At 73.2% G+C, this 24,545-nt stretch carries 23 protein-coding genes; 11 read left to right on the forward strand and 12 right to left on the reverse strand.

Going from position 1 to position 24,545, the window contains the following annotated elements:
- Positions 1–6: 6 nt before the first annotated feature.
- Positions 7–1,662: a DAK2 domain-containing protein gene (locus tag J3P41_RS02495; protein ID WP_210648670.1), complete on the reverse strand. Its 1,656-nt coding sequence runs from the start codon at positions 1,660–1,662 to the stop codon at positions 7–9.
- A 188-nt stretch (positions 1,663–1,850) separates the two neighbouring features.
- Between J3P41_RS02495 and rpmB the strand changes: the two genes are divergently transcribed.
- Positions 1,851–2,036, forward strand: a complete 186-nt coding sequence (gene rpmB, locus J3P41_RS02500; RefSeq protein WP_056602600.1) for a 50S ribosomal protein L28 — start codon at positions 1,851–1,853, stop codon at positions 2,034–2,036.
- A gap of 89 nt (positions 2,037–2,125) precedes the next feature.
- On the opposite strand, the gene J3P41_RS02505 is transcribed toward rpmB, so the two are convergent.
- Positions 2,126–3,076, reverse strand: a complete 951-nt coding sequence (locus tag J3P41_RS02505; RefSeq protein WP_210648671.1) for a thiamine-phosphate kinase — start codon at positions 3,074–3,076, stop codon at positions 2,126–2,128.
- A gap of 118 nt (positions 3,077–3,194) precedes the next feature.
- Here J3P41_RS02505 and J3P41_RS02510 point away from each other — a divergent pair, with 118 nt between their 5' ends.
- The gene (locus J3P41_RS02510) at positions 3,195–3,431 is read left to right on the forward strand and encodes an Lrp/AsnC family transcriptional regulator (RefSeq protein WP_090972075.1); all 237 of its coding nucleotides are present in this window, start codon (positions 3,195–3,197) and stop codon (positions 3,429–3,431) included.
- 60 nt (positions 3,432–3,491) lie between these two features.
- Complete coding sequence (locus J3P41_RS02515) at positions 3,492–3,947, forward strand: DUF3515 domain-containing protein (RefSeq protein ID WP_210648672.1); 456 nt, start codon at positions 3,492–3,494, stop codon at positions 3,945–3,947.
- Between the two features lie 17 nt (positions 3,948–3,964).
- Here J3P41_RS02515 and J3P41_RS02520 read toward each other — a convergent pair whose 3' ends face one another.
- On the reverse strand, positions 3,965–5,098 hold the full coding sequence (locus J3P41_RS02520; RefSeq protein WP_210648673.1) for a D-alanine--D-alanine ligase family protein: 1,134 nt from the start codon (positions 5,096–5,098) through the stop codon (positions 3,965–3,967).
- Between the two features lie 32 nt (positions 5,099–5,130).
- On the opposite strand from J3P41_RS02520, the gene J3P41_RS02525 reads away from it, so the two are divergent.
- A complete protein-coding gene (locus J3P41_RS02525; protein WP_210648674.1) occupies positions 5,131–6,210 on the forward strand; it encodes a PLP-dependent aspartate aminotransferase family protein in 1,080 nt (359 codons plus the stop codon).
- A gap of 315 nt (positions 6,211–6,525) precedes the next feature.
- Positions 6,526–7,944, forward strand: coding sequence for an HNH endonuclease signature motif containing protein (locus J3P41_RS02530; RefSeq protein ID WP_210648675.1), 1,419 nt, complete (start codon positions 6,526–6,528; stop codon positions 7,942–7,944).
- Positions 7,945–8,167: 223 nt separating this feature from the next.
- On the opposite strand, the gene J3P41_RS02535 is transcribed toward J3P41_RS02530, so the two are convergent.
- Together J3P41_RS02535 and J3P41_RS02540 are read right to left on the reverse strand one after the other, a co-directional pair.
- Complete coding sequence (locus tag J3P41_RS02535) at positions 8,168–9,169, reverse strand: NAD(P)H-dependent glycerol-3-phosphate dehydrogenase (RefSeq protein ID WP_210648676.1); 1,002 nt, start codon at positions 9,167–9,169, stop codon at positions 8,168–8,170.
- The gene (locus J3P41_RS02540) at positions 9,166–9,948 is read right to left on the reverse strand and encodes a lysophospholipid acyltransferase family protein (RefSeq protein ID WP_307861792.1); all 783 of its coding nucleotides are present in this window, start codon (positions 9,946–9,948) and stop codon (positions 9,166–9,168) included. Before J3P41_RS02540 ends, J3P41_RS02535 begins: the two co-directional genes overlap by 4 nt.
- 133 nt (positions 9,949–10,081) lie before the next feature.
- Between J3P41_RS02540 and cofC the strand changes: the two genes are divergently transcribed.
- Positions 10,082–10,771, forward strand: a complete 690-nt coding sequence (gene cofC / locus J3P41_RS02545; protein WP_210648677.1) for a 2-phospho-L-lactate guanylyltransferase — start codon at positions 10,082–10,084, stop codon at positions 10,769–10,771.
- Positions 10,772–10,802: 31 nt separating this feature from the next.
- Here cofC and J3P41_RS02550 read toward each other — a convergent pair whose 3' ends face one another.
- From J3P41_RS02550 to leuC, 3 genes are all read right to left on the reverse strand, one after another.
- Complete coding sequence (locus tag J3P41_RS02550; protein ID WP_210648678.1) at positions 10,803–11,483, reverse strand: HU family DNA-binding protein; 681 nt, start codon at positions 11,481–11,483, stop codon at positions 10,803–10,805.
- 112 nt (positions 11,484–11,595) lie between these two features.
- The gene (gene leuD / locus J3P41_RS02555; protein ID WP_210648679.1) at positions 11,596–12,195 is read right to left on the reverse strand and encodes a 3-isopropylmalate dehydratase small subunit; all 600 of its coding nucleotides are present in this window, start codon (positions 12,193–12,195) and stop codon (positions 11,596–11,598) included.
- Between the two features lie 3 nt (positions 12,196–12,198).
- Positions 12,199–13,623, reverse strand: a complete 1,425-nt coding sequence (gene leuC / locus J3P41_RS02560) for a 3-isopropylmalate dehydratase large subunit (RefSeq protein WP_210648680.1) — start codon at positions 13,621–13,623, stop codon at positions 12,199–12,201.
- Between the two features lie 79 nt (positions 13,624–13,702).
- On the opposite strand from leuC, the gene J3P41_RS02565 reads away from it, so the two are divergent.
- From J3P41_RS02565 to J3P41_RS02585, 5 genes are all read left to right on the forward strand, one after another.
- Entirely contained in the window at positions 13,703–14,425 is a 723-nt protein-coding gene (locus J3P41_RS02565) for an IclR family transcriptional regulator (protein WP_090972091.1), read from the forward strand.
- Positions 14,426–14,488: 63 nt separating this feature from the next.
- Positions 14,489–15,073 carry a TIGR03086 family metal-binding protein gene (locus J3P41_RS02570; RefSeq protein ID WP_210648681.1) on the forward strand — a complete coding sequence of 195 codons (585 nt, stop codon included), beginning with the start codon at positions 14,489–14,491 and terminating at the stop codon, positions 15,071–15,073.
- Entirely contained in the window at positions 15,070–15,477 is a 408-nt protein-coding gene (locus J3P41_RS02575) for a hypothetical protein (RefSeq protein WP_210648682.1), read from the forward strand. Before J3P41_RS02570 ends, J3P41_RS02575 begins: the two co-directional genes overlap by 4 nt.
- A gap of 305 nt (positions 15,478–15,782) precedes the next feature.
- On the forward strand, positions 15,783–19,397 hold the full coding sequence (locus tag J3P41_RS02580; protein ID WP_210648683.1) for a class F sortase: 3,615 nt from the start codon (positions 15,783–15,785) through the stop codon (positions 19,395–19,397).
- Positions 19,398–19,478: 81 nt separating this feature from the next.
- Positions 19,479–19,973: a hypothetical protein gene (locus J3P41_RS02585; RefSeq protein ID WP_210648684.1), complete on the forward strand. Its 495-nt coding sequence runs from the start codon at positions 19,479–19,481 to the stop codon at positions 19,971–19,973.
- A gap of 28 nt (positions 19,974–20,001) precedes the next feature.
- Here J3P41_RS02585 and J3P41_RS02590 read toward each other — a convergent pair whose 3' ends face one another.
- The 4 genes from J3P41_RS02590 to J3P41_RS02605 form a co-directional block, all read right to left on the reverse strand.
- Positions 20,002–20,484 (reverse strand): methylated-DNA--[protein]-cysteine S-methyltransferase, encoded by a 483-nt coding sequence (locus J3P41_RS02590; RefSeq protein WP_210648685.1) that lies wholly within the window; start codon positions 20,482–20,484, stop codon positions 20,002–20,004.
- Between the two features lies 1 nt (position 20,485).
- A complete protein-coding gene (locus tag J3P41_RS02595) occupies positions 20,486–21,961 on the reverse strand; it encodes an AlkA N-terminal domain-containing protein (protein ID WP_210648686.1) in 1,476 nt (491 codons plus the stop codon).
- Between the two features lie 76 nt (positions 21,962–22,037).
- Positions 22,038–22,712 carry a response regulator gene (locus J3P41_RS02600; protein WP_307861793.1) on the reverse strand — a complete coding sequence of 225 codons (675 nt, stop codon included), beginning with the start codon at positions 22,710–22,712 and terminating at the stop codon, positions 22,038–22,040.
- Entirely contained in the window at positions 22,709–24,328 is a 1,620-nt protein-coding gene (locus tag J3P41_RS02605) for an ATP-binding protein (protein WP_210648687.1), read from the reverse strand. The genes J3P41_RS02600 and J3P41_RS02605 overlap by 4 nt, the downstream gene beginning before the upstream one ends.
- Positions 24,329–24,545: the final 217 nt, after the last annotated feature.

Consider the following 24,545-nt stretch of genomic DNA (forward strand, 5'->3'; position numbering starts at 1 on the left):
GCTCGCTCACTCGACGCTGACGAGCAGCGGGTAGCGCGGCTGGCCGCCGTCGTGGACCGCCACGTCGACGTGCGGATGGCGCGACTCGACGTGGGCGGCGACCCGCTCGGCGAGCTCGGCACCGCCCTCGCCGGACACGATCGTGACGAGCTCCCCGCCGCCGGCCAGGAGGCGCTCGAGCACCTCGGTGGCGACGGCCTCGAGGTCGGTGCCGACCACGGCGAAGTCGCCGGCCACCACGCCCAGCGCGTCTCCGACCTCGCAGGGACCGGCCATCGTGATCGCCTGCCGGGCAGCGACCGTCACCGCTCCGTGCCTGGCGTGCCGGGCGGTCGCGGTCATCTCGCGCACGTCGGCGTCGAAGGCCCGACCGGGCTCGTGGACCGAGATCGCCGCGAGACCCTGCACCTGCGCGCGCGTCGGGATGACCTCGACGCACACGTCGTGCTCGGCCTCGGCCGTGCGGGCGGCGATCTCGGCGGCCCGCACGGAGTCGCTGTCGTTGGGAAGCACGACGACCTCCGCGGCCCCGCACCCGGTGATCGCCTCGAGCAGCTGCCCCGTCGAGGGCCGTCGGCCGGGACCGCCCTCGACGACGACCGCGCCTGCGGAAGCGAAGAGCTCGCCCAGGCCCGGCCCCGCCGCGACCGCGACCACCTTGCGCCCGGTGCGGGCCGACGCGCGGTGTCGGGTGGCGGAGGCCTGCTCGGCGAAGTGGGTGACCCGGACCCGGTGCGGCCGGCCGGCCGCGATGCCCGCCTCGATCGCGGCGCCCACGTCGTCGACGTGGACGTGGACGTTCCACAGGCCGTCTCCCCCGACCACGACGAGGCTGTCGCCGAGGTCCGCCAGGGCCTGCCGCAGCCCCGCGATGGTCTCGCCCTCCTGGGCGGGATCCACGTCGAGGAGGTACATCACCTCGTAGCCGGGACCGTCCTCGGTGAGGTCGTCGCTCGGAACCGCCGAGGCGACGGGGATGTGGTGGGTGCCGAGCGGGGCGGACCACGAGGCGGGCCGCCGGCCGGTGGCGGTGGTCTCCACCGCGTCGAGCACCACGCAGAGTCCGCGTCCGCCGGCGTCGACCACACCGGCCGAGGCGAGCACGTCCAGCTGCTCCGGCGTACGGGCGAGCGCGACCCGCGCCGCTGCGGCGGCGGCGGTGAACACGTCGCGGGCCCGGGCGCCCGGCTCTTGGGCCGCGACCCGCGCGGCGTCGGACGCGGCGCGCGACACCGAGAGGATGGTGCCCTCGACGGGCGCGCCGACGGCGGCGTAGCTCGCCTCGGTGGCCTCGGCCATCGCCGCGGCGATCGTCTGGGCGGGGTGGTCCTCGATGTCCGCGCCGGCGAGATGGCGTACGTAGGCGCGCAGCATCTGGCTGAGGATCACCCCGGAGTTGCCGCGCGCGCCCATCAGCGCCGCCCGGGCGAGGACGGCCATGCCGTCGCCCAGGCTGAGGTCCGGATCGGTCGCACGAGCCTCGCGCAGCGCGTCGCGGGCGGCGGAGACGGTGAGGAACATGTTGGTGCCGGTGTCGCCGTCGGGCACGGGATAGACGTTGAGGGCGTCGATCTCCTCACGCGCCGTGGACAGGGCGTCGGTCGCGATGTCGACGAACCGGGCGACGCCGTCCAGGGTGATGCCGTGGGTGACTGGCTCCATCGAGTCGGTGCTCTCCCTGGGGTCGGTGCTCGGACGCGGTGCGCGCCACAGGCTAGTGCCCCGGTCCGACCCCACTGCGATTTCATCTCGCCGCCGGTCCTCGGCTACTGTTGCCCGGTTGCCTGCTGCCGCTTCCGTGGCACGCGGGCCTCGGACCTCAACCAACATCGAACGGATCGGAGTGCACGGTGGCTGCCGTCTGCGACATCTGCGCCAAGAAGCCGGGCTTCGGAAACAACCGTCCCTGGTCGCGCAAGATCACGAAGCGTCGCTTCAACCCCAACATCCAGCGCGTCCGGGCGACCGTCAACGGCACGCCCAAGCGCCTCAACGTCTGCACCGGCTGCCTCAAGGCCGGCAAGGTCTCCCGCTGACCTGACGTCGTCCCCGAAGCCCCCGTCGCGATCGCGGCGGGGGCTTCGTGGTGTTGAGGAGCCCCCGCCGACGCCCGTCAGCAGGGGGCTCAGAAGTGGGTCCAGCCGGTGGGGCCGTCGTAGTGCCCGCCGTCGACGGTGACGCCCTCGCCCTCGCCGACCTCGCCGATCACCTGCCAACCCGACGGCACCGAGGCAGCGTCGGGGAACGTGGCGAGCAGCCCGTGGTCGTCGCCCCCGCCGAGGATGAACTGCATCGGGTCCGCCCCCAGGGCAGCACCGACCGCCAGCAGCGGCTCGGGCACCTCGAACGCGCCCCGACGTACGTCGATGGCGACGCCGCTCGCGTCCGCGAGGTGCCCGGCCTCGGAGAGCAGTCCGTCGGAGACGTCGATGAGGGCGGTCGCGCCGGCCTCGGCGGCCTGCGGGCCGGCGGCGTACGGCGGCTCGGGCCGGCGGTAGGCCTCGACGAGGACCCGGGGTGAGCGGAAGCCGCGGCCCAGGACGGCCAGTCCCCCGGCCGCCCAGCCCTGGCGGCCCGCGAGCGCCAGCACGTCGCCGGGCCGGGCGCCCGAGCGCAGCAGCGGAGCCTGCGTGCACTGGCCGAGCACGGTGACCGCGACCACCACCTGGTCGGCGCGGGTGATGTCGCCGCCGACGACGGTCGCACCGACGACGGCGCACTCCTCGGCGAAGCCCCGGGCCAGGTCCAGCGCCCACTCGACGGGGAGGTCGGCGGGCGCGGCCAGGCCGATGGTGAGGTGGCGTCCCGTGCCGCCCATGGCGTTGATGTCGGAGAGGTTCTGCGCGGCCGCGCGGTGCCCCACGTCCGAGCCGCCGGCCCAGTCGCGGCGGAAGTGCCGGCCCTCCACCATCAGGTCCGTGGAGACCACGACGTGACCGTGCCTGATCCGCAGCACGGCGGCGTCGTCGCCCGGCCCGACCAGCACGTGCTCGTCGCCCGCGAAGATCTCCACGAGCTGCGAGATCAGGCCGAACTCGCCCGCCTCGCCGAGGGTCGCATCGGGTCCCGGTGCCATGTCCCCATCCCACCAGACGCGACCCACGACCACACCTCGCCCACCCCTGTCGGCGCGTCCGCGCGGCGCGGTAGGTTGTGCCGGTCACACCCGCTGAGAGAAGACCGAGGAGTCCACGATGGTCGTCCAGGCCTACATCCTGATCCAGACCGACGTCGGCAAGGCCGCCGAGGTCGCCCGCGAGATCGCCCAGGTCAACGGCGTCACGCTCGCCGAGGACGTCACCGGTCCCTACGACGTGATCGTCCGCGCGGAGGCCAAGAACGTCGACGAGCTCGGCAAGCTGGTCGTCTCGAAGGTCCAGAACCTCGACGGCATCACCCGCACGCTCACCTGCCCCGTCGTCCACATCTGACCACCCCGGACGACGGTGCACGGTCCTCGACGCCTCGGCCCCACGGGCCGGGGCGTCGTCGTGTCCTCCTGCCTGCTGCTGTCGCTGACGGCGTGCACCGGCACCCCGACGATCGACGACCACGACGTCCCCGACGCCGACCGGGCGACGTGCGCGGCGCTGGTCGACGACCTGCCGGACACCCTGGCCGGTGAGTCGCGTCGTCCGGTCGAGCCGGACGACGCGCTGGGCGCGGCGTGGGGCGACCCGGCGTACGTCCTCACCTGCGGCGTGCCGGCCCCGTCGGACTACGAGCCGACCGCCGAGTGCAGCGTCATCGGCGGCGTGGGCTGGTACGTCCCCGACGACCAGGCCGCGGACCTCGGCGAGGAGGCGACGCCGGTCGCGCTCAGCCTCGATCCGTTCGTCCAGCTGGAGGTGCCGCCCGACTACCGCACCGACGGGATCGACCGGGCGCTCGCCGACTTGGCGCCGGTGCTCCAGGAGCATCTGGGCGAGGGGCTGTCCTGCCTGTAGCCGCCCGGCCGGAGGGGTCAGCGCAGGCCGGTGTCGCGGTGCAGCGCGAGCTGCACGAGTCGGTCGACGAGCTCGGGATAGCTCATCCCGGAAGCGGCCCACATCTGGGGGTACATCGACGTCGGCGTGAAGCCCGGCATGGTGTTGAGCTCGTTGATCACCAGCGAGCCGTCCGGCAGGACGAAGAAGTCGACACGGGCCAGGCCCTCGCACGAGAGCGCCTCGAACGCCCGCACCGCCATCGCCCGCAGCTCCTGCTCGGTGTCGGCGGGGAGGTCGGCGGGGATGTCGATCTCGGTGTGCTGGTCGGGAAGGTACTTCGCCTCGAAGTCGTAGAACTCGTGGTCGCCCCCGGTGCGGACCTCACCCGGCCGCGAAGTCTCCGGCGGCCCGTCCAGGGAGCCCAGGACGCCGCACTCCACCTCGCGGGCCCCCTCCATGGACTGCTCGACGAGCACCTTGGGATCGTGGCCGAACGCCTCCTCGAGCGCGTCCGCGACCTCGGTCGCGTCGTGGACCTTGCTGATGCCCATGCTGGAACCGGCGCGGGCCGGCTTGACGAACGAGGGGAAGCCGAGGGCCTCGAAGCGGGCGCTGCAGCCGATCGGGTCCCGCTCCCACTCCGCGCGAGTGAGCACGACGCCCGGCGTCACCGGCAGCCCGGCCGCCTGCAGGACGACCTTCATGTAGGCCTTGTCCATGCCGATCGCCGAGGCCAGCACGCCCGAGCCGACGTAGCGCACCCCGGCCATCTCGAGCATCCCCTGCAGGGTGCCGTCCTCGCCCCACGGGCCGTGGAGCAGCGGGAAGACCACGTCGACCTCCCCGATCACCGACGGCACCGCCGACGGCTCGGTGACCACGAGGTCGGTGCCCGATGCTGCGCCCATCAGCGCGACCGGCGACCGCGCGGCGTCGACCTCGGGCAGGTCGTTGCCGCGGATCGCGAGCCGGGCGGGCTCGTCGGCCTCCAGCACCCAGCGGCCGTCGGTGGCGATGCCCACCGGCACCACGTCGTACGCCTCCCGGTCGATCGCGGCCAGCACGCTGCCTGCCGTCACGCACGAGATGCCGTGCTCGGAGGAGCGGCCGCCGAACACGACGGCGACCCGGGGCTTGCGCGCTGTCCCGCCGGAGGAGGTCTCGTTCATCGCCTCGACCCTATCCGCCTACGCTGGCGAGCATGGCCGCAGACCCGTCCTCCTCCCACCGGCTCGCCACGATCGCCGTGACCGCCGGTCGGCCCGACAAGACGCCCGACGCTCCGCTCAACGAGCCGATCACGATGGCGGCGACCTACGTCGCCGGCGGGGACGTCGAGTACGGCCGCTACGGCAACCCGACGTGGACCGCTCTCGAGGACGCCCTCGGTGCGCTCGAGGGCGGTCGGTGCCTGACGTTCGCCTCGGGGCTCGCGGCCTGCGCCACCGTGCTCGACCTGGTCGGCGCCGACGGCAAGGTCGTCGTGCCCCGCCACGCCTACACCGGCACGATCATGCAGCTGGGCGACCTGGAGGCACGCGGGCGGCTGCGGGCGGAGATGGTGGACATCACCGACACCGACGCCGTGGTGGCTGCGTGCGCCGACGCCGCGCTGGTGTGGCTGGAGTCGCCGACGAACCCCGCCCTCGAGGTCGCGGACATCGCGACCATCACCGCCGCTGCGCACGCGGCGGGTGCCTACGTCGTGGTCGACAACACCTTTGCCACTCCCCTGCTCCAGCGCCCGCTGGAGGACGGCGTGGACCTCGTCGTGCACTCGGCGACGAAGTACCTCGCCGGGCACTCCGACGTGCAGATGGGCGCCATCCTCACCCGCGACGACGAGCTGTACGCCGTGCTCAAGGGCCGCCGCGACCTCCTCGGCGCGATCCCGGGCCCGTTCGAGGCGTGGCTGACGCTGCGCGGCCTGCGGACCCTGCACCTGCGCGTGGAGCGGGCACAGGCCAGCGCGCAGGAGCTCGTCCGCCGGCTCGGGGAGCACCCGGCCCTGTCCGAGGTGCGGTATCCCGGTTTCGGCGGCATCGTGAGCATCGTGCTCGCCCAGGGAGAGGTCGCCGCGGACCTGCTGAGCCGCAAGACGCGGCTGTGGGTGCACGCCACCTCGCTCGGCGGAGTCGAGTCGACGCTGGAGCGTCGACGTCGCTGGAAGGCGGAGGCGCCGACCATCCCCGACGGGCTCGTCCGGCTGTCCGTCGGCGTCGAGGACGTCGAGGACCTGTGGGACGACCTGCGCACGGCACTCGACGGGTGCGTCGGCTGACCTACGCGCACCTGGTGCCGGGGGTGACGGTTCGTGCCGGGGGAGGAAGCGCGGGCAGGGGCTTCCCACCGGCGTCCGCACGTGGCCAGGAGCCTGACGCGCTCGGAGCGGTCGCGACCGGCGCTTGAGTCCGGGATCCCGATGTACTCGCGACCCCGCGCACCGCGGTACCGAGTCGAGCTGCAGTTCGATCACCGCCCCGCCAGAACCCGGGAATGGCAGGTTCCCGGACCGCCGCTCAACAGATGCTCGTTGCAGCAACCGATGAAGCTCGCGGGCTCCCCGCTGTCGGTGGCTCACCGTATAATCGAACGCATGATCGAGACGTTGGCAGCACCGCGACGCGCGAGGGGCGACGACCCCTCCGCCTCCGCGCTGCTCGCTGCGATCAAGGAGCGAAAGGCCGCCGAGGACCGCGCCGCGGCCGACCAGCTCGACCTCGCTGCCCGGTGGGCTGACCTGCACCCGCCGGAGTCGATCCACTCGGCTGCGTCGTTCACCGTGCCCGGCTGTGAGCACGAGGAGCCGATCGCTGGTGACGGCTGCCCGTTGGTGGCGGAGTTCTGTGTCGCCGAGCTCGGCGCCGTGCTCGGGATGTCCACGACTGCGGCGAAGCGGCTCATCGGTCACGCGCTCGAGCTGCGGCACCGGCTGCCGCGGCTGTGGGCGCAGGTACAAGCAGGCCGCGTGCCGCCGTGGCGGGCCCGGTCGGTCGCCGAGGCGACGATCCATGCCACCCCTGCGCTGACCCGCGAGGCCGCGGGCTGGGTCGACGCCCAGGTCGCGGCCGTCGCCGGGCGCATCGGTCCGGCGCAGCTGGACCGGCTCGTCGCCGAGACCATCAAGCGGTACGAGTTGGCCGCACCCGACCCGGCCGCCGATCCGGAGGACGGCTATCTCGCCGTGGACCCACGTCACGCCACGATCGACACCCAGGACGTGCACTACGCCGGGACCATGCGCCTCGAGGCCGAGCTCGACCTCGCCGACGCCCTCGACCTCGACCGCGCCCTCGCGCACGGCGCCGCGACCCTCGCCGCCCTCGGCTCCGCCGAGACGCTGGACGCTCGCCGGGCCAAGGCCCTCGGCGACCTGGCCCGCACCCAGACCGCACTCGAGCTTCACACGCGAGGCTCGACCACCACGCGGGCCGACGACGGGCTCCCGGTCGCGCGGGAGGTCGTCCTGCACGCCCACTTCGCCGCCACCGCCACGAACGACGCCGACGGGACCACTCACACCCTGTTCGGCGCCACCGGCCGGCTCGAGGAAGGCCAGCGGCTCGTCATGCTCGACCAGGTCAAGGCCTGGTGCGGCGACACCCGCACCAAGGTCACCATCAAGCCCGTCATCGACCTCACCGCCGAGCTCACCTCACCCGGCTACGACATCCCCGACCGGATCCGCGAGCAGGTCGCCCTTCGCGACGTCACTTGCGTCTTCCCGTGGTGCTCTCGGCCGGCCCGTGGCTGCGACATCGACCACGTCATCCCCTACGCCGCGGACGCCGACGCGGAAGGCCGGCCACAGCCCGGGCCCACCGCGACGTCCAACCTCGCCGCCCTCTGCCGCAGGCACCACCGGCTCAAGACTCACTCCGCCTGGCGCTACACGATCACCGGACCCGGCAGGTTCGAGTGGACCAGTCCCCACGGCCACCGGTTCAGGCGAGGTCCGTCCGGCAGCACCGCACTCGACGACCCACCACCGGTCCCGCTGCCGCGCCGACCATGACCCCGCCCCGCACCCCGCCGACCTGAAGTCGGCGGGGCCATGGCCGTGTCCACACGAGCGGCTGGGCCGGTGACAAGGCGCTGACGATCCTCAGCGAGGCCGACTCAGGGCCATCGCCGCTGGGCGATCGCAGAGTCCCGTCGTCGAAGCCAACTCTTCTGCGTCGGCCCAGACGCCAACGCCCACCGGCACCGAGCAGCGAACGGGCCGATCCCACCTGGGTCTAGTCGGTCTCGGCCTTCGTGTCGCGCGCGATGAAGGAGTTCATCATGTCGTGCGCGGTCATCCGGCCGTCGACGACGGCGTCGACGGCCTCGGCGATCGGGGCGTCCACGCCGGTGCGGCGAGCCAGCTCGAGCAGGGACTTGCAGGACTTCGCACCCTCGGCGACCTGGCGGGTGGTGGCGTAGATGTCCGCGGTCGTCATCCCCTGCCCCAGGCGCTCCCCGAACGTCCGGTTGCGCGACAGCGGCGAGGAGCAGGTGGCGACCAGGTCGCCGAGTCCGGCGAGCCCCATCAGGGTCAGCGGGTTGGCGCCCTGTGCGGTGGCCAGGCGGGCGGTCTCGGCGAGGCCGCGGGTGATCACCGATGCGGTGGTGTTGTCGCCGAAGCCGAGGCCGACGGCCATGCCGACCGCGATCCCGACGACGTTCTTGTAGGCGCCGCCGATCTCGCAGCCCAGCACGTCGACCGACGTGTAGGGCCGGAAGGAGGGACCGTGCGTGATCGCCTGCAGCTGCTTGGCGCGGTCCTCGTCGAGGCACGCCACCACCGACGCGGCGGGCTCGCGCCGGGCGATCTCGTGGGCCAGGTTGGGGCCGCTGATGACGGCGATCCGGTCGGCCGGCGCGTCGGTGACCTCCTGGATCACCTCGCTCATCCGCATGAGCGTGCCGAGCTCGACGCCCTTCATCAGCGAGACCAGCGTCGCGTTCGGCGGCAGGATGGGCGCCCAGACGGTGAGGTTCTCGCGCAGGATCTGCGACGGGACGGTCAGCACCACCACGTCCGCGTCGGCGGCCACCCGCTCGGGATCGGTGGACGCGCTGATCGACGGCGGCAGCTCGACGCCCGGCAGGTAGTCGGTGTTCTCGCGGCGGTCGTTGATCGCCTCCACCACGTCGTCGCGACGCGCCCACAGGGACACCTCGTTGCCCGCGTCGGCGAGCACCAGCGAGAAGGCGGTCCCCCACGAACCGGCGCTGAGTACGGCGATCTTCGTCATCGGCTGCGCTTCCTCCTGGCCCGTGGGGCTGCGTCGTCGTTCGGATTGCCGGTCTCGCGCACGCCCCTGACCCGGGGATCGAAGCGCTCGGCCGGCGCGGGCTCACCGCGCAGGTCCGCCACCAGGGCGGTGATGGCCGCCATGATCCGATCGGTGGCCTGAGCGGTGACCTCAGGTCCGGGCGCGCGGGCGAGGAGGTCGTCGAGGTCCACCGGGTCGCCGGCCTTCATCACGATGTCCTTGCGCGGCACGAGGTGCGGCGTCTTGGTGTAGGGAGGCAGGACCTCCTGGGCGCCCCACTGCCCCACCGGGATCACCGGGCAGCCGGTGGCCAGCGCGATGCGGGCGGCACCGGACTTGCCCGTCATCGGCCACAGGTCGGGGTCGCGCGTCAAGGTGCCCTCGGGATAGATGACGATGCACTCGCCGTCCTCGATGGCCCGGACCGCGGCGTCGTACGCCCCGACCGCGTTGCGGCTGAGCCGCTCCACCGGGATCTGGCCGGCGGAGGTGAGGAACCCGCCGAGGTACTTGTTGCGGAACAGCCCGGACTTCGCGAGATAGCGCGGCAGCCGGCCGTGGTCGTAGAGGAAGTGGGCCGACAGCAGCGGGTCGATGTGGGAGATGTGGTTGATCGCGACGATGCAGCCGCCGGTGGCGGGGATCTTCTCGCCGTCGATCCAGGTGCGCGAGGTGGCGGTCAGCAGCGTCGGCTTGAGGATGGACGCGGCGACGGTCATCGCCCATCCGCGCCTCTGCTGCAGCTTCCTGACGCGCACCTGTCACCCCTCCCGTTGCTGGTCCTGCTCGCGGGCTGGGCCCGACCGCTCCCGATGTTGCGAGCAGGCTACTCGGTTCCGCGGGCGCCGGGACCGCACCGGCACGCAGCGGCGGGATGGGAAGATCGACGCGATGTCCGACACCCAGCCCGAAGCCGCCCCGAGTCCCGCGCCGTACGTGGTCGTCGTACCCGTCAAGCCCCCGGCCTTCGGCAAGTCGCGCCTCGGCGGCGCCGGCGGCGGCCTGCCCGACGAGCAGCGCCGTGAGCTGGCCGAGGCGTTCGCGCTCGACACGGTCGAGGCCACGCTGGCCACCCCGGGCGTCGCGGCGGTGCTCGTCGTCACCGACGACTTCCGGCTGGCCACCAGGATGCGCGCCCTGGGGTGCGAAATGGTGCCCGACGGCGCGAGCGAGGACCTCAACGCTACGCTCGTGCAGGGCGCCGCCGAGGTCGCGCGCCGCTGGCCGTACGCCGTCCCGGTCGCGCTCTGCGCGGACCTGCCGGGGCTGCGACCGGCCGAGCTCGCCGAGGTGCTGGCCGAGGCCGGCGCCCATCTCGCCGCCGGCCGCGCGGTGTTCGTGCGCGATCGCGCGGGCGTCGGCACGACGCTGTACGCGGCCGCCGCCGAGCGCTTCGAGCCGGCGTTCGGTGTGGGCTCTGCCGCCCGCCACCAGGCCGGCGGCTGCGTGGAGGTCGGCGTGACGGCGACCAGCGTGCGTACCGACGTCGACGACCCCGCCGACCTGGGCGCGGCCTTGCTCGCGGGCGTCGGTCCGCACACGTCCCGGGCAAGCGGAAGGCGGGCCACCCCGCCGGGGTGACCCGCCTCGGGTCGCGGGACGCGCCGCGACGTCAGGACCCGGCGGCCTTCTTGGCCGGAGCCTTCTTGGCCGGAGCCTTCTTGGCCGGCGCCTTCTTGGCCGTGGTCTTCTTCGCCGCGCTCGTGGCGGTCTTCTTGGCCGGAGCCGCCTTCTTCGCCGAGGTCGCCTTCTTCGCCGAGGTCGCCTTCGTCGCCCCGGTCGACGTCGAGGCGGACGCCGACTTCGTCGCGGTCTTGGAGGCGGGCGCGGCCTTCGCCGTGCTCGACGAGGACGTCTTCTTGGCCGGAGCGGCCTTCTTCGAGGTCGAGGAAGTCGCGGCCGCGTCGGAGCCCGAGGCGGCTCGCTTCGCAGCGGTGCCGGTGACCGCGGCCGCGGCGGCCCGGACGCTGGCCGGCGGCTTGGGCATGGTGGCAGCGGTCAGCTTGGGAAGCTTCTTGGCGCCCGAGATGACGTCCTTGAGCTCCTTGCCGGGCGAGAACTTCGGCACGGACTTCTTCTTCGACTTCATGCGCTCGCCGGTCTGCGGGTTGCGGACCCAGCGGGCGTTGCGGACGGCCTTCTCGAAGGAGCCGAAGCCGGTCATGGCGACCTTCTCACCGCGCGCGACCTCGCGGGTGATGGTGTCGAGCACCGACTCCAGTGCATAGGCCGCCTGCTTGCGGTTCCCCTCGTAACGCGCGGCGAGCGCGTCGATGAGCTCTGACTTGTTCACTAGCTTCCCTTCCAATGAACCCGGCGCCGAGCTCGTGCTCGACCTCTGCGTCGCACGGTAGGCACACCGAAGGGTGAGAACAATCACCGATGCCCCGATTGCGGGGGGAAATTCAGGCGGTGACGGGCTTCCAGCTCGGTCGGCGCGCCTCGAAGGCGGCGATGTCCTCGTCGTGGCCGAGGGTGATGCCGATGTCGTCGAGGCCCTCGAGCAGCCGCCACCGGGTGTAGTCGTCGATGTCGAAGGAGTCCTCGACCGCGTCCTCGCCGACTCCGGCCCGCAGCGTACGGCTCTCGAGGTCGACGGTGATCTCACCGCCGGGGTTGGCCTCCAGCCAGTCCCACAGGCGCTGCACGACCTTCTCGTCGACCTGGGCGGCGAGCAGCCCGGCCTTGCCGGAGTTGCCGCGGAAGATGTCGGCGAAGCGCGAGGAGATCACGACGCGGAAGCCGTAGTTCTGCAGCGCCCACACCGCGTGCTCGCGCGAGCTGCCGGTGCCGAAGTCGGGACCGGCGACCAGCACCGAGCCCTGCGCGTACGTCGGGTCGTTGAGCACGAACGACGGGTCGCCGCGCCAGGCCGCGAAGAGCCCGTCCTCGAACCCCGTGCGGGTCACCCGCTTGAGGTACACCGCCGGGATGATCTGGTCGGTGTCGACGTTGCTGCGCCGCAGCGGCACGCCGACGCCGGTGTGGGTGGTGAACGGGTCCATGGTTCAGACCTCCTGCAGGGTCGGGACGTCGGCGAGGTCCGCCGGGGACGAGAGGGTGCCGCGCACGGCGGTCGCGGCGGCGACGGGAACGGACACGAGGTGGGTGCGCCCGCCCTTGCCCTGGCGGCCCTCGAAGTTGCGGTTGGACGTGGACGCGCTGCGCTCGCCCGGGGCGAGCTGGTCGGGGTTCATGCCCAGGCACATCGAGCACCCGGCGCCGCGCCACTCGGCGCCTGCGGCGAGGAACACCTTGTCGAGGCCCTCGGCCTCGGCCTGCAGACGTACGCGCACCGAGCCCGGCACCACCAGCAGCCGCGTGTCCGCGGCGACGGTGCGGCCCTCGAGGATCGAGGCGGCCAGGCGCAGATCCTCGATGCGCCCGTTGGTGCACGAGCCGACGAACACCGTGTCGACCTTGACCTCGCGCAGCGGGGTGCCGGCCTCGAGGCCCATGTACTGCAGGGCCTTCTCGGTGGCGACCTTGTCGGTGGGCTCGTCGAAGTCGTCGGGGCTCGGGACGCTCGCGCCCAGCGGCGCACCCTGGCCGGGGTTGGTCCCCCAGGTGACGAACGGAGTCATGGTCGAGGCGTCGAGCACGATCTCCTTGTCGAAGACCGCGTCGTCGTCGGTGCGCAGCGTCTTCCAGTGGGCGACGGCGGCCTCCCAGTCGGCACCCTTCGGGGCCTCGGGCTTGCCCTCGATGTAGTCGAACGTGGTCTGGTCGGGGGCGATGAGGCCGGCCTTGGCGCCCCACTCGATCGACATGTTGCACACCGTCATCCGGCCCTCCATCGAGAGCTCCTCGATGGCCTGGCCGCGGTACTCCACGATGTAGCCCTGACCGCCGCCGGTGCCGGTGTGCGTGATGAGGGTCAGCACGAGGTCCTTGGCGGTGACGCCCTCGGGGAGGCTGCCGTTGACCGTCACGGCCATCGTCTTGGGCTTGGCCTGGGTGAGGGTCTGGGTGGCGAGGACGTGCTCGACCTCGGAGGTGCCGATGCCGAAGGCGATCGCGCCGAAGGCGCCGTGCGTCGAGGTGTGCGAGTCGCCGCACACGATCGTCATGCCGGGCTGGGTGAGCCCCAGCTGCGGTCCGACGACGTGGACGATGCCCTGCTCGACGTCGCCGAGCGGGTGCAGGCGCACGCCGAAGTCGGCGGCGTTCTTGCGCAGCGTCTCCACCTGCGTGCGGCTCACCGGGTCGGCGATCGGCTTGTCCCAGTCGAGCGTCGGGACGTTGTGGTCCTCGGTCGCGAGCGTGAGGTCGGGACGGCGTACGGCGCGGTTGGCGAGCCGGAGGCCGTCGAAGGCCTGCGGCGAGGTGACCTCGTGCAACAGGTGCAGATCGATGTAGAGGAGGTCGGGCTCCCCGGGCGCGCTGCGGACGACGTGCTCGTCCCAGACCTTCTCGGACAGGGTCTTGCCCATGACGCAAACTCCTTCGACTTCGTGCGGTGAAGCGATGCTACGTCTTGCATCCCACTTCCTGAGATGAGAATATCGGCATATGGACAACGGATCTGGCGTCGGCGTGCTCGACAAGGCGGCCCTCGTGCTCGCGGCCCTGGAGGCCGGACCGGCGACCCTGGCCGGACTCGTCGCTGGGACCGGCCTGGCCCGACCCACCGCCCACCGCCTCGCCGTCGCGCTCGAGCACCACCGCCTCGTCGCCCGCGACATGCAGGGCCGCTTCGTCCTCGGACCGCGCCTGGCCGAGCTTTCCGCCGCAGCCGGCGAGGACCGGCTGCTGGCCGCGGCCGGCCCCGTGCTGGCGCGGTTGCGCGACATCACCGGCGAGTCGGCCCAGCTCTGGCGGCGCCAGGGCGAGCACCGCGTGTGCGTCGCTGCCGCCGAGCGTCCCTCCGGGCTGCGCGACACGATCCCGGTCGGCTCGCAGCTCACCATGAACGCCGGCTCCGCCGCCCAGATCCTGCTCGCGTGGGAGGACCCCGAGCGGATGCACCGCGGGCTGCAGAACGCCGCCTTCTCCGCCACCGCGCTGTCGGGCATCCGGCGGCGCGGCTGGTCGCAGTCCGTGGGCGAGCGCGAGCAGGGAGTCGCCTCGGTCTCCGCTCCGGTGCGCTCCCCCGGCGGCAAGGTCATCGCCGCCGTGTCGGTCTCCGGTCCCCTCGAGCGGCTCTCGCGCCAGCCCGGCCGGATGCACGCACCCGCCGTCCTGGCCGCGGCCGACCGGTTGTCGGAGTCGCTGCGCCGGGCTGCCTCGGAGTAGCCGGCGCCTGCCGCTTCTTCTCGCGACTTCTCAGTGTCGGTGATGTGCGAGAGGGTGGCGGCCATGGCAGAACTCGTGGACCTGGGTCCCGCCGGCGAGCAGCTGATGGGGGTCGTCGTCGACGTCGAGGACGCGCAGCTCGGCGACCCGACCCCGTGCGAGGGGCGGACCGTGAGCCAGCTGCTGCAGCACCTGGTCGGGCTCACCGGGGCGTTCCGCGCGGCGGCTGAGAAGGACCTCGGCCCGTGGACGGACACGCCCCCCGACGCCGACGACTGGCCCGACGCGGAGCCGGGCTGGCGCGAGACGCTGGCGCACCGGATCCCCGCCCTCGTGGCGGCGTGGCGCGACCCCGAGGCGTGGGAGGGCATGACCCGCGCAGGCGGCGTCGACCTCCCCGGCCAGGTGTGCGGGCTGGTGGCGCTCGACGAGATCGTGCTGCACGGATGGGACCTGGCGCGGGCCACCGGCCAGTCCTACGGCTGCGACGACTCGACCGTCGGTGCGCTGATGGCCTTCGTCGAGGGCTTCGACGAGGCCGGCACGCCGGGGATGTTCGGCCCGGCGGTCACTGCCGGTCCAGGCACCTCGCCGTTCGAGCAGGTCCTGGCCCGTTCCGGACGTGACCCGCAGTGGTCGGCGTCGTGAGCGGCAAGCGCCACCTCGTCGCCGTCCTGGTCCGACTCGCCGCCCTCGGGATCGCCCTCGCTGCTTACACCACACTCGTGGTCCCGTCGATGTCCGACGCGGGCGACGCCGACATCGGCGCGGGCCTCGTCGCCTTCGCCGCGCTGGCACTCGCCGGGTTCGGCGGCGCCCTCCTCGACGCGCGCCGCCACGGCGCCCGTACGGCGCTCGCCTGGTGGCTGGCGGTCGCGGCGGGGCTGGCCGTCGGCTGGTGGGGCGCGCTGGCCATGCCGCAGGACGCCTCGGCGTCCTTCGGCGAGCTGCTCGCCCGGGACGCGGGACTCCTGCCGTTCACGTTCGCCCTGCTCGCGATCCCCGCGGCGCTGGGAGCCGCCCTCGGCCGCGCACTGCCCGCCCGGGGCTGAGACCCCACGAGGGCGTCTCTGCCTCCTGGGACGCCGACCACGGACCTCTGGCGCGTCACGGCGACCCGCGTCTAGCCTGAACTCGCGTTCCCGGGGTGCCGCCGACCAGGGCACCGCAACCGTGACTTCCGCGAGGAGGCGTCGTGCTCGGACGACGGATGGTCAGCGACAGCAGGGCAGCGCTACGCGGGTCGTGGCGGCACGCCGCCGCTGCCGTCGCGCTGGTCCTGGCTTCCCTTGTGCTCCCCATGGCGTCGGCGCCGCCTGCACAGGCGGCCTTCGCGCTGACGTGCGATCCGTCCACCGTGTTCAACCTGGACAACAGCGGGACGGTGTACGCCCTCAACCCGTCCACCCTGCAGAACACACCACTCGGGGCCTTCGACAACGAGGGCACGGTCGTCAACGCGCTGGGAGTCACGCCCGGCGCGGCCGGAACGGGCTCCGTGCTGGCCTACGCGGCTGCGTACAACGGTGGGTCGACGGTGTACCGCTCCGACGGCCGCATCTTCCGGGGACTGCCCGGCCTGAGCTCCAACGTCCCCATCGTCATGGGTGCCGTCGACCCCGACAGCGGGATCTACTACTACGCCGGCTTCCAGAGCGTCGACGGCGTGCGCTACCTACGCATCCTCGCCTTCGACCCGCGCACCGGGACCGGTCTCGGGGAGGTCGCACGCGTGCGCGAGGCGTACGCCAACACCGGGTCCGGCGACTTCGCCTTCGACCTGTCCGGCAACCTCTACATCCTCATCGGGCGGTCCTCGGCGTCGGAGATCGTCCGCGTCGACGCCGCCGACCTGCCGACGAGCGCGCAGGTCACCGCGCCGGTCCTCCGGTCGACGTCGCTGACGACGTTCGGGACCCCATCCGGCGGGAACTGGAACGGCATCGCCTTCGCCGCCGACGGCAACCTCTACGCCCAGTACAGCTCCGGGAGCACCGCACGCCTCGCCGTCATCAACCCGAACAACCCCGGCGGCGTCAACGGCCAGTACCAGGAGTTCACCGACGGCCATCCCGACGGCACACCCAACGACCTCGCCGGGTGCAGCACTCCCGGGACGCTCACGGTGCGCAAGGACCTGACGCGAGCCGGGTCCGCCGATCAGTTCATCCTCAGCATCGCCGCCGACGGCACGGAGCTGGCGAACCAGACGACGACGGGCACGACCGACGGACTCCAGGCCGAGGTCGCCGGCCCCGTCCCCGGTCTGCCGGGCACCGTGTACACGATCAGCGAGCGGCTCTCCGACGCCACTGCCACCAGCCCCAGCGCGTACGTCGACCCGACGCTCGCCTGCGTGGACACGAACACCCAACCTGCGACGCCGGTCCCGGCCGCTGCGACCGCGGCCCCCCGGACGTCCACGGTCACGTTCCCCGCTCCCGAGGGGGCCCGAGGCGCGAACGTGGTGTGCACGTTCACCAACGCCCCCGCGCCGCCCCGGCTCACCGTCCGCAAGGCCCTCGGCGGCGCCGGCCGCATCTCCGACGACGACCAGTTCACGGTCCGCCTCGAGCAGGCAGGTACGCCGGTCGGCACGGGGGTGCCGACGACGAGCGGGACCGGTCCGACGGTCACCGCCGGCACCGGCAGCCTCACGGTCTCTCCCGCCACCCCGGGCGCGGCCTACACCCTGACCGAGACCATGGCGCCGGGCTCGTCGTCGCCACTCGGCCGCTACCAGCAGCTCGTCCAGTGCACCGACCTCAACGGCGTCCAGCGCTTCCCACGCGGCCCCGCGGGACCCACCGCCACGATCCGGCCGGCGCCCGGGTCCGACGTCGACTGCGTCATCACGAACGCACCCGACCTCCCGCTCCTCGGCGTGTCCAAGACCTTCTCGACCAACCGCGTCCGCGAGGGCGACCAGTTCACCGTGGCCCTTCGCCAGGGCAGCACGACCGGACCAGTCCTCGCCCCCGCACCGGGCAACGACCCGACGACCGCCGGCGCCGGCTCCACCGTCCTGGCCGGCACCGGCACCACCGGCTTCACGGAGGTCACCGCAGGGACCACCTACTACGTGACCGAGGCGGCGGCGGGCGACACGCAGGCGTCGCTGTACGACAGCACCGTCACCTGCGTGGACGCCAACGGGCTCACGCCGGACCTGCCCGACGCCGTCCCCCTGGACGCCGGGCCGTCCGTCACGCCCGTCGCCGGGTCGTTCATCTCCTGCACCCTCGACAACGCCGGCGTCCAGCCGACCCTCCGGCTGTCGAAGGCGTTGAGCGACCCGCGCGTCAACGCCGACGACCAGTTCACGGTGCGCATCTCCGACGCCGACCAGACCGCCGTCCTCGCCTCCGGCACGACGACCGGCGCGGGACAGGTGGTGACCCCGGGCTCGGGCAGCACGCCCGTGCTGCAGGCCGTCGCCGACAGCACGTACTTCCTCGACGAGGCGGCAGCCGGGTCCGCCAACCTCGGTCAGTACACGCAGCTCCTCACCTGCACCGACGCCAACGGAGTGCAGGGCGGCCTCCCCGACGACATCCCCGTCCTGACGGCCTTCGAGATCAGGCCGCAGCTGGGGGCCGCCATCAGCTGCACCATCACGAACAGCCCGGCCCAGCCGCAGCTGCGGGTGCAGAAGGAGCTCGGATCGGACCGGGTCGAGCCGGACGACCAGTTCACCGTGCAGATCCTCCAGAACGGCACCGTGGTCGGCCAGGAGGCCATCGCGACGACCGAAGGCACGGGCGACGACATCGAGCCGGGCTTCGGCTTCACCGTCCTCGCGCCGGCCGCACCCGGGACGAGCTACACGCTGACCGAGGCCGCTGCCGGGACGACCGACCTCGACGACTACGTCGCCACCATCGACTGCGTCGACAACGCCGGCCTCCAGCCCGGTCTGCCGACGAGCACCACCGATCCCTCGGTCGCGATCGCTCCGGTGAACGGTGCCAACGTGCTGTGCACCATCACCAACACCGCCCGGCCGCCCGTGCCCCCGACGCCCCCCACGCCCCCGACACCTCCCACGCCCCCCACGCCTCCGACGCCCCCGACACCGCCGCCACCCACGACGGAGCCGGCGACGGCGTCCGCGCCCGATCTGCGCACCCGCTCGTCGGCGCGCCGGGTGACGCCCGGCACCGCCTTCCACGACCGGCTCCGCGTCCGCGGACTGCACTCCGGGCAACGGGCCACCGCCGTCGTCGACCTCCACGGACCGTTCACCTCCCGGGCGAGCGCACGGTGCGTGCCGTCGACGCGCGTGCGCTCGAGTGAGCTGACGGTCCGCAACGGCTGGAACCGCGGGCCCTCGGTCCGCATCGCGCGTCCTGGGGTCTACACCTGGCACGTGCGCCTACTCGCCAGTGCGGGGAACCACTCGGCCACCCACCGCTGCGGGCAGGCCGCGGAGACCACGACGGTGGCGAAGCCGGCGTACCTCGCCCCGGTCATCAACGGCGGCTTCTCCGGGACCGTGCAACGTCGCCATCCGCGGGCCGGCGCTCCTGCCGTCATCCGGATGCCCGCGATCGGGCTGCGTGCCCCAATCCGCGCGGAAGCCGTCGTGGCCGGTCGGATGACCCTCCCGGGCAGGGTGTCCGACGTGGGGTGGCTCCGGAGCTCCGCCGGCCTCGCCGACGCGATCGGCACCACTGTGGTCGCGGGCCACGTCTCCGATCGGCACGACCGCCCCGGCGCCCTCGTCCACCTGGCCCGTGCTCGCGCCGGACAGCGGATCTCCGTGAAGGGACAGGGCGTGCGGCGCACGTTCGAGGTCGTCGGCACCCGGACCTACGACCGTCGGTCCCCCCTGCCGCAGCGCTACTTCGCCACCACGGGGCCACACCGCCTCGTGCTGGTCAGCTGCACCGGCCGGGTCGCCTACCCCGACGGACGCTTCCACTACACCCGGTACGTCGTCGTGGTCGCCCGGGAGACCGCGCGTCGCTGAGCAGGGCGTCCCGAACGACGTCGAGCGGGCGCGGCATACGGCTCGCATTCCTGGGCACGGTGGGCCGGGAAGGAGCATCTGATGACATCGGACAGGATCGCGACGTTGCGGGCTGCCGCCACAGCCGGAGCCGCCGCCGGCTTGGTGGGCGTGGCGGCCATGACGCTCGCGGAGAAGGTGGAGCAGGCCGCGACCCATCGGCCGAACTCCTACGTCCCGGCCCGGGCACTGCTCACCCTCGTGGGCAGGAACCCGTCCGAGGGCGACACCCCGGCGACGTGGAACCACGCGATGCACTGGGGCACCGGAGCCGTGCTGGGTGCCCTGCGGGGAGTGTGGGCGGTCACCGGCATCCGCGGGCCCCGCGCCAACGCCGCACACACCGTCGTGAGGCTCGCCTTCGACCAGACCGTGGAGAACGCCACGGGCGTAGGTGCGCCGCCGACGACGTGGCCCAGCGGGGAGCGTCGGGTCGACTTCGCGCACAAGGCGGTGTACTCGTTCGTCACCGGACTGGTCGCCGACCGCTGGGTCGCGCCGCGGCTGGAGTCGCGGCGTGGTGTGACCAGCCACTGACGGCCGTCGTCCACGTCGCCCGCGGCCGTCAGAACAGCGCGTCCTGCTCCAGCTCGAGCAGCTGCTGCTTGCGCACCAGTCCCCCGGCGTACCCGGTCAGCGTGCCCTTGGCGCCGATGACGCGGTGGCACGGCACCACGATCGGGATGGGGTTGCGGCCGTTGGCCAGCCCGACTGCGCGGGAGGCGGCGTTGGTCATCCCGAGCCGCCCCGCGATCTCGCCGTAGGAGGCGGTGTCGCCGTAGGCGATCTGCTCGAGCTGCACCCACACGCGACGCTGGAACTCGGTCCCGACCGGCGCCAGCGGCAGGTCGAAGTCGGTGAGGTCGCGGTCGAAGTACGCCGTCAGCTGGCGCACGGCCTCGGCGAGCACGGGCTGGTCGTCGGAGCGCGCGCCGAGGGGGCGGCCGTCGGCCGGCTGCCGGAAGGGCGAGAACTCGATGGCCACGATCGCGCCGTCGCGTTCGACGATGCGCAGGTCGCCGACGGGCGAGGGCATCACGGTCCACATGTCAGTTCTCCTCGGGAGCGGGTGTGTCGGGCATCAGGGTGTTCCACAGGTGCATCAGCGCGTAGGAGCGCCACGGCCGCCACCGCTCGGTGTCGGGCGAGCCTCCCAGGTCGGTGAGCACGCGCCGGACGGCGAGGTCGGTGGGGAGGAAGACGTCGGGGTGCCCGAGCGCTCGCATCGCGACGTAGTCGGCGGTCCAGGGACCGATCCCGGGCAGGGCGAGCAGCGCGTGGCGTACGTCGTCGCGGTCCGGGCCGCGGTCGAGCACCACGTCGCCCGCCGCCAGCGCGGCGGCGAGACCGACCAGGGCACGCCCGCGCGAGCGGGGCATGGGCAAGGTGGCGGGGTCGAGCGCAGCCAGGGTGCCCGCGTCGGGGAAGAGGTGGGTGAGCCCGGGGACGTGCGAGTCCAGGGTCCGGCCGTGCTCGGCCACGATCCGGCCGGCGACTGTGCGGGCGCCGCTCACGCTCACCTGCTGCCCGATGACCGTCCGGATCGCGGTCTCGTCGCCGTCCACCTGGCCTGGCACCCGCAGTCCCGGCGTCGCGCGGACGAGGTCGCCGAGGACGGCGTCGGCGCCGAGGTGCTCGTCGACGGCCCGCGGGTCGCAGTCGGCGTCGAGGAGGCGGCGTACGCGCTCGCTGGCGGCGGCGGTGTCGCGCAGGTCGTGCAGCCGGAACTCCGCGATGACGTGGCCGGTGGCCTCGGACGGAGGGAGGTCGGCCAGCTGGAGGCGGACCGTGCCCGGACCGTGCGGCAGGTCGAGGGTGCGGGCGTACCAGCCGGGACCGGCCACCTCGACACCCGGGACGAGGTGGAAGGCGAGGAAGTCGAGCAGGCGTCGGCCGGCGAAGGGCGTGCGGACGGGCAGACGCATGGTGACGCTGCCGTGGCTGGGGGTGCCGCCGCGCCGACCCCGCAACTCACTGGGCGAGGCCGCGTAGATCTCGCGGATCGTGTCGTTGAACTGCCGCAGGCTGGCGAACCCCGCGGCGAACGCGACGTCGGTGAGCGACAGGTCGGTCGTCTCGATGAGCACCCGGGCGCTCTGCGCGCGCCGCGCCCTCGCCAGGGCGAGAGGGGCGGCCCCCAGCTCCCGGCTGAGCAGGCGACCGAGGTGGCGCGGCGTGTAGCCGACCCGACGGGCCAGTCCCTCCACTCCCTCGCGATCCACCAGACCGTCGGCGATCAGGCGCATCGCCCGCCCCGCCACGTCGGCGGCGACGTCCCACTCCGGACTGCCGGGCGTGGCGTCGGGCAGGCAGCGCTTGCAGGCCCGGTAGCCCGCGGCATGGGCGCTGGCGGCGGTCGGGTGGAAGGTGACGTTGCCCGCCGCCGGCGTACGAGCCGGGCAGGACGGCCGGCAGTAGATGCCGGTCGTGCGGACGGCGGTGTAGAAGACCCCGTCGAAGCGGCGGTCCCGGCTCTGCACCGCTCGGTAGCAGGCCTCGGTGTCGAGGTGTCCGGTCGGCGTCATGGCACCAGTCTGGCGGTCGGCCGCAGCGCGGACCAGCGGGAAACGGACACGACGGCGGCGGATGCCGACGCCCGGATCAGCCGCCGCTGCGGTAGCGCCGCTCGGGCCGGCCGGCGCCGCCGTACTGCAGCCGCACCGCCGCGGAGCCACGGGCGACGAAGTGCTCGAGGTAGCGCCGTGCCGAGACCCGGGAGATGCCGACGGTGTCGGCGCACTCGGCCGCGGACAGCTCTCCCGCGGCCCGCAGGGCGGCCGCAACGGCGTCGGCGGTCTGCGGGCTCAGCCCCTTGGGGAGGCTGGTCGAGGCGGCGGGCGCGGTCGAGCCGAACACCGCGTCGATGTCCTGCTGCGCCGGCGCAGACGACCCGGACAGTGCCAGGTGCGCCGCGCGGAACGACTCCAGCCGCACGCGCAGGTCCTCGTAGTCGAAGGGCTTGACGAGGTAGTGCACCGCTCCCCCGGACGCCGCGGCGCGGACCGTGTCGGCCTCGCGTGCGGCGGTGACCACGAGGACCCCGACGTCGTCGCCGGCGGCGCGCAGCCGCCTCAGGACATCGATGCCCGTCATGTCGGGCAGGTGGACGTCGAGCAGGACGAGGTCTGGGCGCAGCCGAGCGACGTCGTCGATGGCCGCCTGGCCCGTGCTCGCGACGCCGGCCACCCGGAAGCCGGGCGTCCGCTCGACGAACTGGGTGTGGATGCGCGCGACCATGAAGTCGTCGTCGACCACGAGCACCGCGACGTCGCTCACCTGACCTCACCTCCCGTCTGGACGACTGCTTGAACGGCTGCCTGAGCAGCTGGCGGCACGCCCGCCTGCACCCCCGGCAGCCGCGCCTCGAACACCGCGCCGGTGCCGCCCTCGCCGGGGTGGACGGTGACAGCGCCGCCCCGACGCTCGCAGACCACCTGGACCAGCGCCAGCCCCACACCCCGGCCCTCGGCGGACGCGGTCTTCGAGGTCCAGCCGCGGCGGAAGATCTCGCCCACGAGCTCGGCCGGAACGCCGGGTCCGGTGTCGGTGACCGCCAGATGCACCGTGTCGCCGTCGAGGCCGACGTCGACCTCGACCGACGTGCCGCCGACGGAGACCGACGCGTCCACCGCGTTGTCGACCACATTGCCCAGGACCGTGCCGACGTCGGTGGACGACTCCGGGTCGAGCCGTGGCAGCTCGCTGCCGCCGGTGATCGACAGGCCGACCCCGCGCTCGGCCGCCAGGCTCGTCTTCGCGATCAGGAGCGCCGCCACCGCCGGGTCCTCGACGCGCGCGGTCACCGCATCGGAGATCTCCGCCCGCCGCCGGCTGAGCGTCCCCACCAGCCGGGACACCTCGTCGTACTCCCCGAGCTGCACGAGCCCGGAGATGGTGTGCAGCTGGTTGTGGAACTCGTGGGTCTGGGCGCGCAGGGTGTTGGTGATCGACTCCCGCGCGCTCAGCTCGCTCTGCAGCGCCAGCAGCTCCGTGCGATCGCGGAGCGTGGTCACCGACGCGACGCGGCGTCCCCGCTCGACCACCGGGTTGCGGTTCACGACGAGCACGCGCTCGCCGAGCACCACGACGTGGTCGCGGATCTCGGCGTCGTCGACGAGCAGGTCGCGCACGGCCGGGTCGAGGTCGAGGTCGGCGACACGTCGACCCTCGACGTCCCCCTTCAGACCGATCAGCTCGCGCGCGCTGTCGCTGAGCACCGTGACCGTCCCGTCATCGGCGACGGCCACGACCCCCTCGCGGATCGCGTGGAGCAGCGCCTCGCGCTGGTCGGCCAGCGCCGCGATGGCCGCCGGCTCCAGGCCGCGCGTGCGCCGCCGGATCAGGCGGGACAGCAGGAACGAGCCGGCCACGCCGAGGCCTAGCCCGAGGCCGGCGAAGGTGAGCAGGTCCGGCAGGACGCCGCGTGCCCGCTCGGCCCACGACGGGTAGGACTGGGTGACGACCGAGATCCCGACGAGCTCGCCGTCGTTGTCGAGGACCGGCACGTGCGCGGCGATCGCGCGCTCGCCGAAGTCGTCGACGTCACCGGTCCACGGGCGCCCCTGCTGAACGGGGCTCGAGCCGAGGTCGACCCGCTCTCCGCGACCGACGAAGTCGCTGCTCACCTGCACCTGTCCGGTGGGATCGGTCAGGTAGACGCCGCTGGCCTGGACGTTGGTGCGTACCCGCTGGGTGTACGACGTCAGCGAGGCGCGCCGCTGGTCGACCATGCCCTGCAGGAACGGATCGCGGACCGGCTCGGTGTTGGCCATCGCCTCCGCCGCTGCCCGCAGGCGGGCGCCCCGGGTCTCACGGAAGTCCGCGTCGCTCTGCTGCACCGAGACGACGCTGGCCACCGCGACCACGGCCAGGAGGATGGTCAGCTGAAGCACGAGGAATTGGCCGGCGAGCGACACCGGCCATAGGCGCACGCGTGACCACAAGTTCCACAACCTCCTTTGCTTTCCCAACCGTGACGTCCGCCACAGAAGTCTCCACGATCGTGCAGACGCGCCGTTGTCGAGAGAGGGAGACCCATGTTGCGCCACCGGACGAGACGGGCTGCAGCCGCCGTCACCGCACTGGCCGCCACCGTACTGCTGGCCAGCG

Source organism: Nocardioides sp. SYSU D00065 (genome assembly GCF_017916425.1).
GTDB lineage: Bacteria > Actinomycetota > Actinomycetes > Propionibacteriales > Nocardioidaceae > Nocardioides.

Excerpts from the sequence above, each read along its gene's own strand:
- J3P41_RS02505 (WP_210648671.1), bottom strand. The coding sequence starts at position 3,076 with ATGGCACCGGGACCCGATGCGACCCTCGGCGAGGCGGGCGAGTTCGGC.
- leuC (WP_210648680.1), bottom strand. The coding sequence starts at position 13,623 with ATGGGCAAGACCCTGTCCGAGAAGGTCTGGGACGAGCACGTCGTCCGC.
- J3P41_RS02495 (WP_210648670.1), bottom strand. The coding sequence starts at position 1,662 with ATGGAGCCAGTCACCCACGGCATCACCCTGGACGGCGTCGCCCGGTTC.
- J3P41_RS02510 (WP_090972075.1), top strand. The coding sequence starts at position 3,195 with ATGGTCGTCCAGGCCTACATCCTGATCCAGACCGACGTCGGCAAGGCC.
- J3P41_RS02535 (WP_210648676.1), bottom strand. The coding sequence starts at position 9,169 with ATGACGAAGATCGCCGTACTCAGCGCCGGTTCGTGGGGGACCGCCTTC.
- J3P41_RS02565 (WP_090972091.1), top strand. The coding sequence starts at position 13,703 with ATGGACAACGGATCTGGCGTCGGCGTGCTCGACAAGGCGGCCCTCGTG.
- J3P41_RS02590 (WP_210648685.1), bottom strand. The coding sequence starts at position 20,484 with ATGTGGACCGTGATGCCCTCGCCCGTCGGCGACCTGCGCATCGTCGAA.
- J3P41_RS02585 (WP_210648684.1), top strand. The coding sequence starts at position 19,479 with ATGACATCGGACAGGATCGCGACGTTGCGGGCTGCCGCCACAGCCGGA.
- J3P41_RS02520 (WP_210648673.1), bottom strand. The coding sequence starts at position 5,098 with ATGAACGAGACCTCCTCCGGCGGGACAGCGCGCAAGCCCCGGGTCGCC.
- cofC (WP_210648677.1), top strand. The coding sequence starts at position 10,082 with ATGTCCGACACCCAGCCCGAAGCCGCCCCGAGTCCCGCGCCGTACGTG.
- leuD (WP_210648679.1), bottom strand. The coding sequence starts at position 12,195 with ATGGACCCGTTCACCACCCACACCGGCGTCGGCGTGCCGCTGCGGCGC.
- J3P41_RS02525 (WP_210648674.1), top strand. The coding sequence starts at position 5,131 with ATGGCCGCAGACCCGTCCTCCTCCCACCGGCTCGCCACGATCGCCGTG.
- J3P41_RS02570 (WP_210648681.1), top strand. The coding sequence starts at position 14,489 with ATGGCAGAACTCGTGGACCTGGGTCCCGCCGGCGAGCAGCTGATGGGG.
- J3P41_RS02595 (WP_210648686.1), bottom strand. The coding sequence starts at position 21,961 with ATGACGCCGACCGGACACCTCGACACCGAGGCCTGCTACCGAGCGGTG.
- J3P41_RS02530 (WP_210648675.1), top strand. The coding sequence starts at position 6,526 with ATGATCGAGACGTTGGCAGCACCGCGACGCGCGAGGGGCGACGACCCC.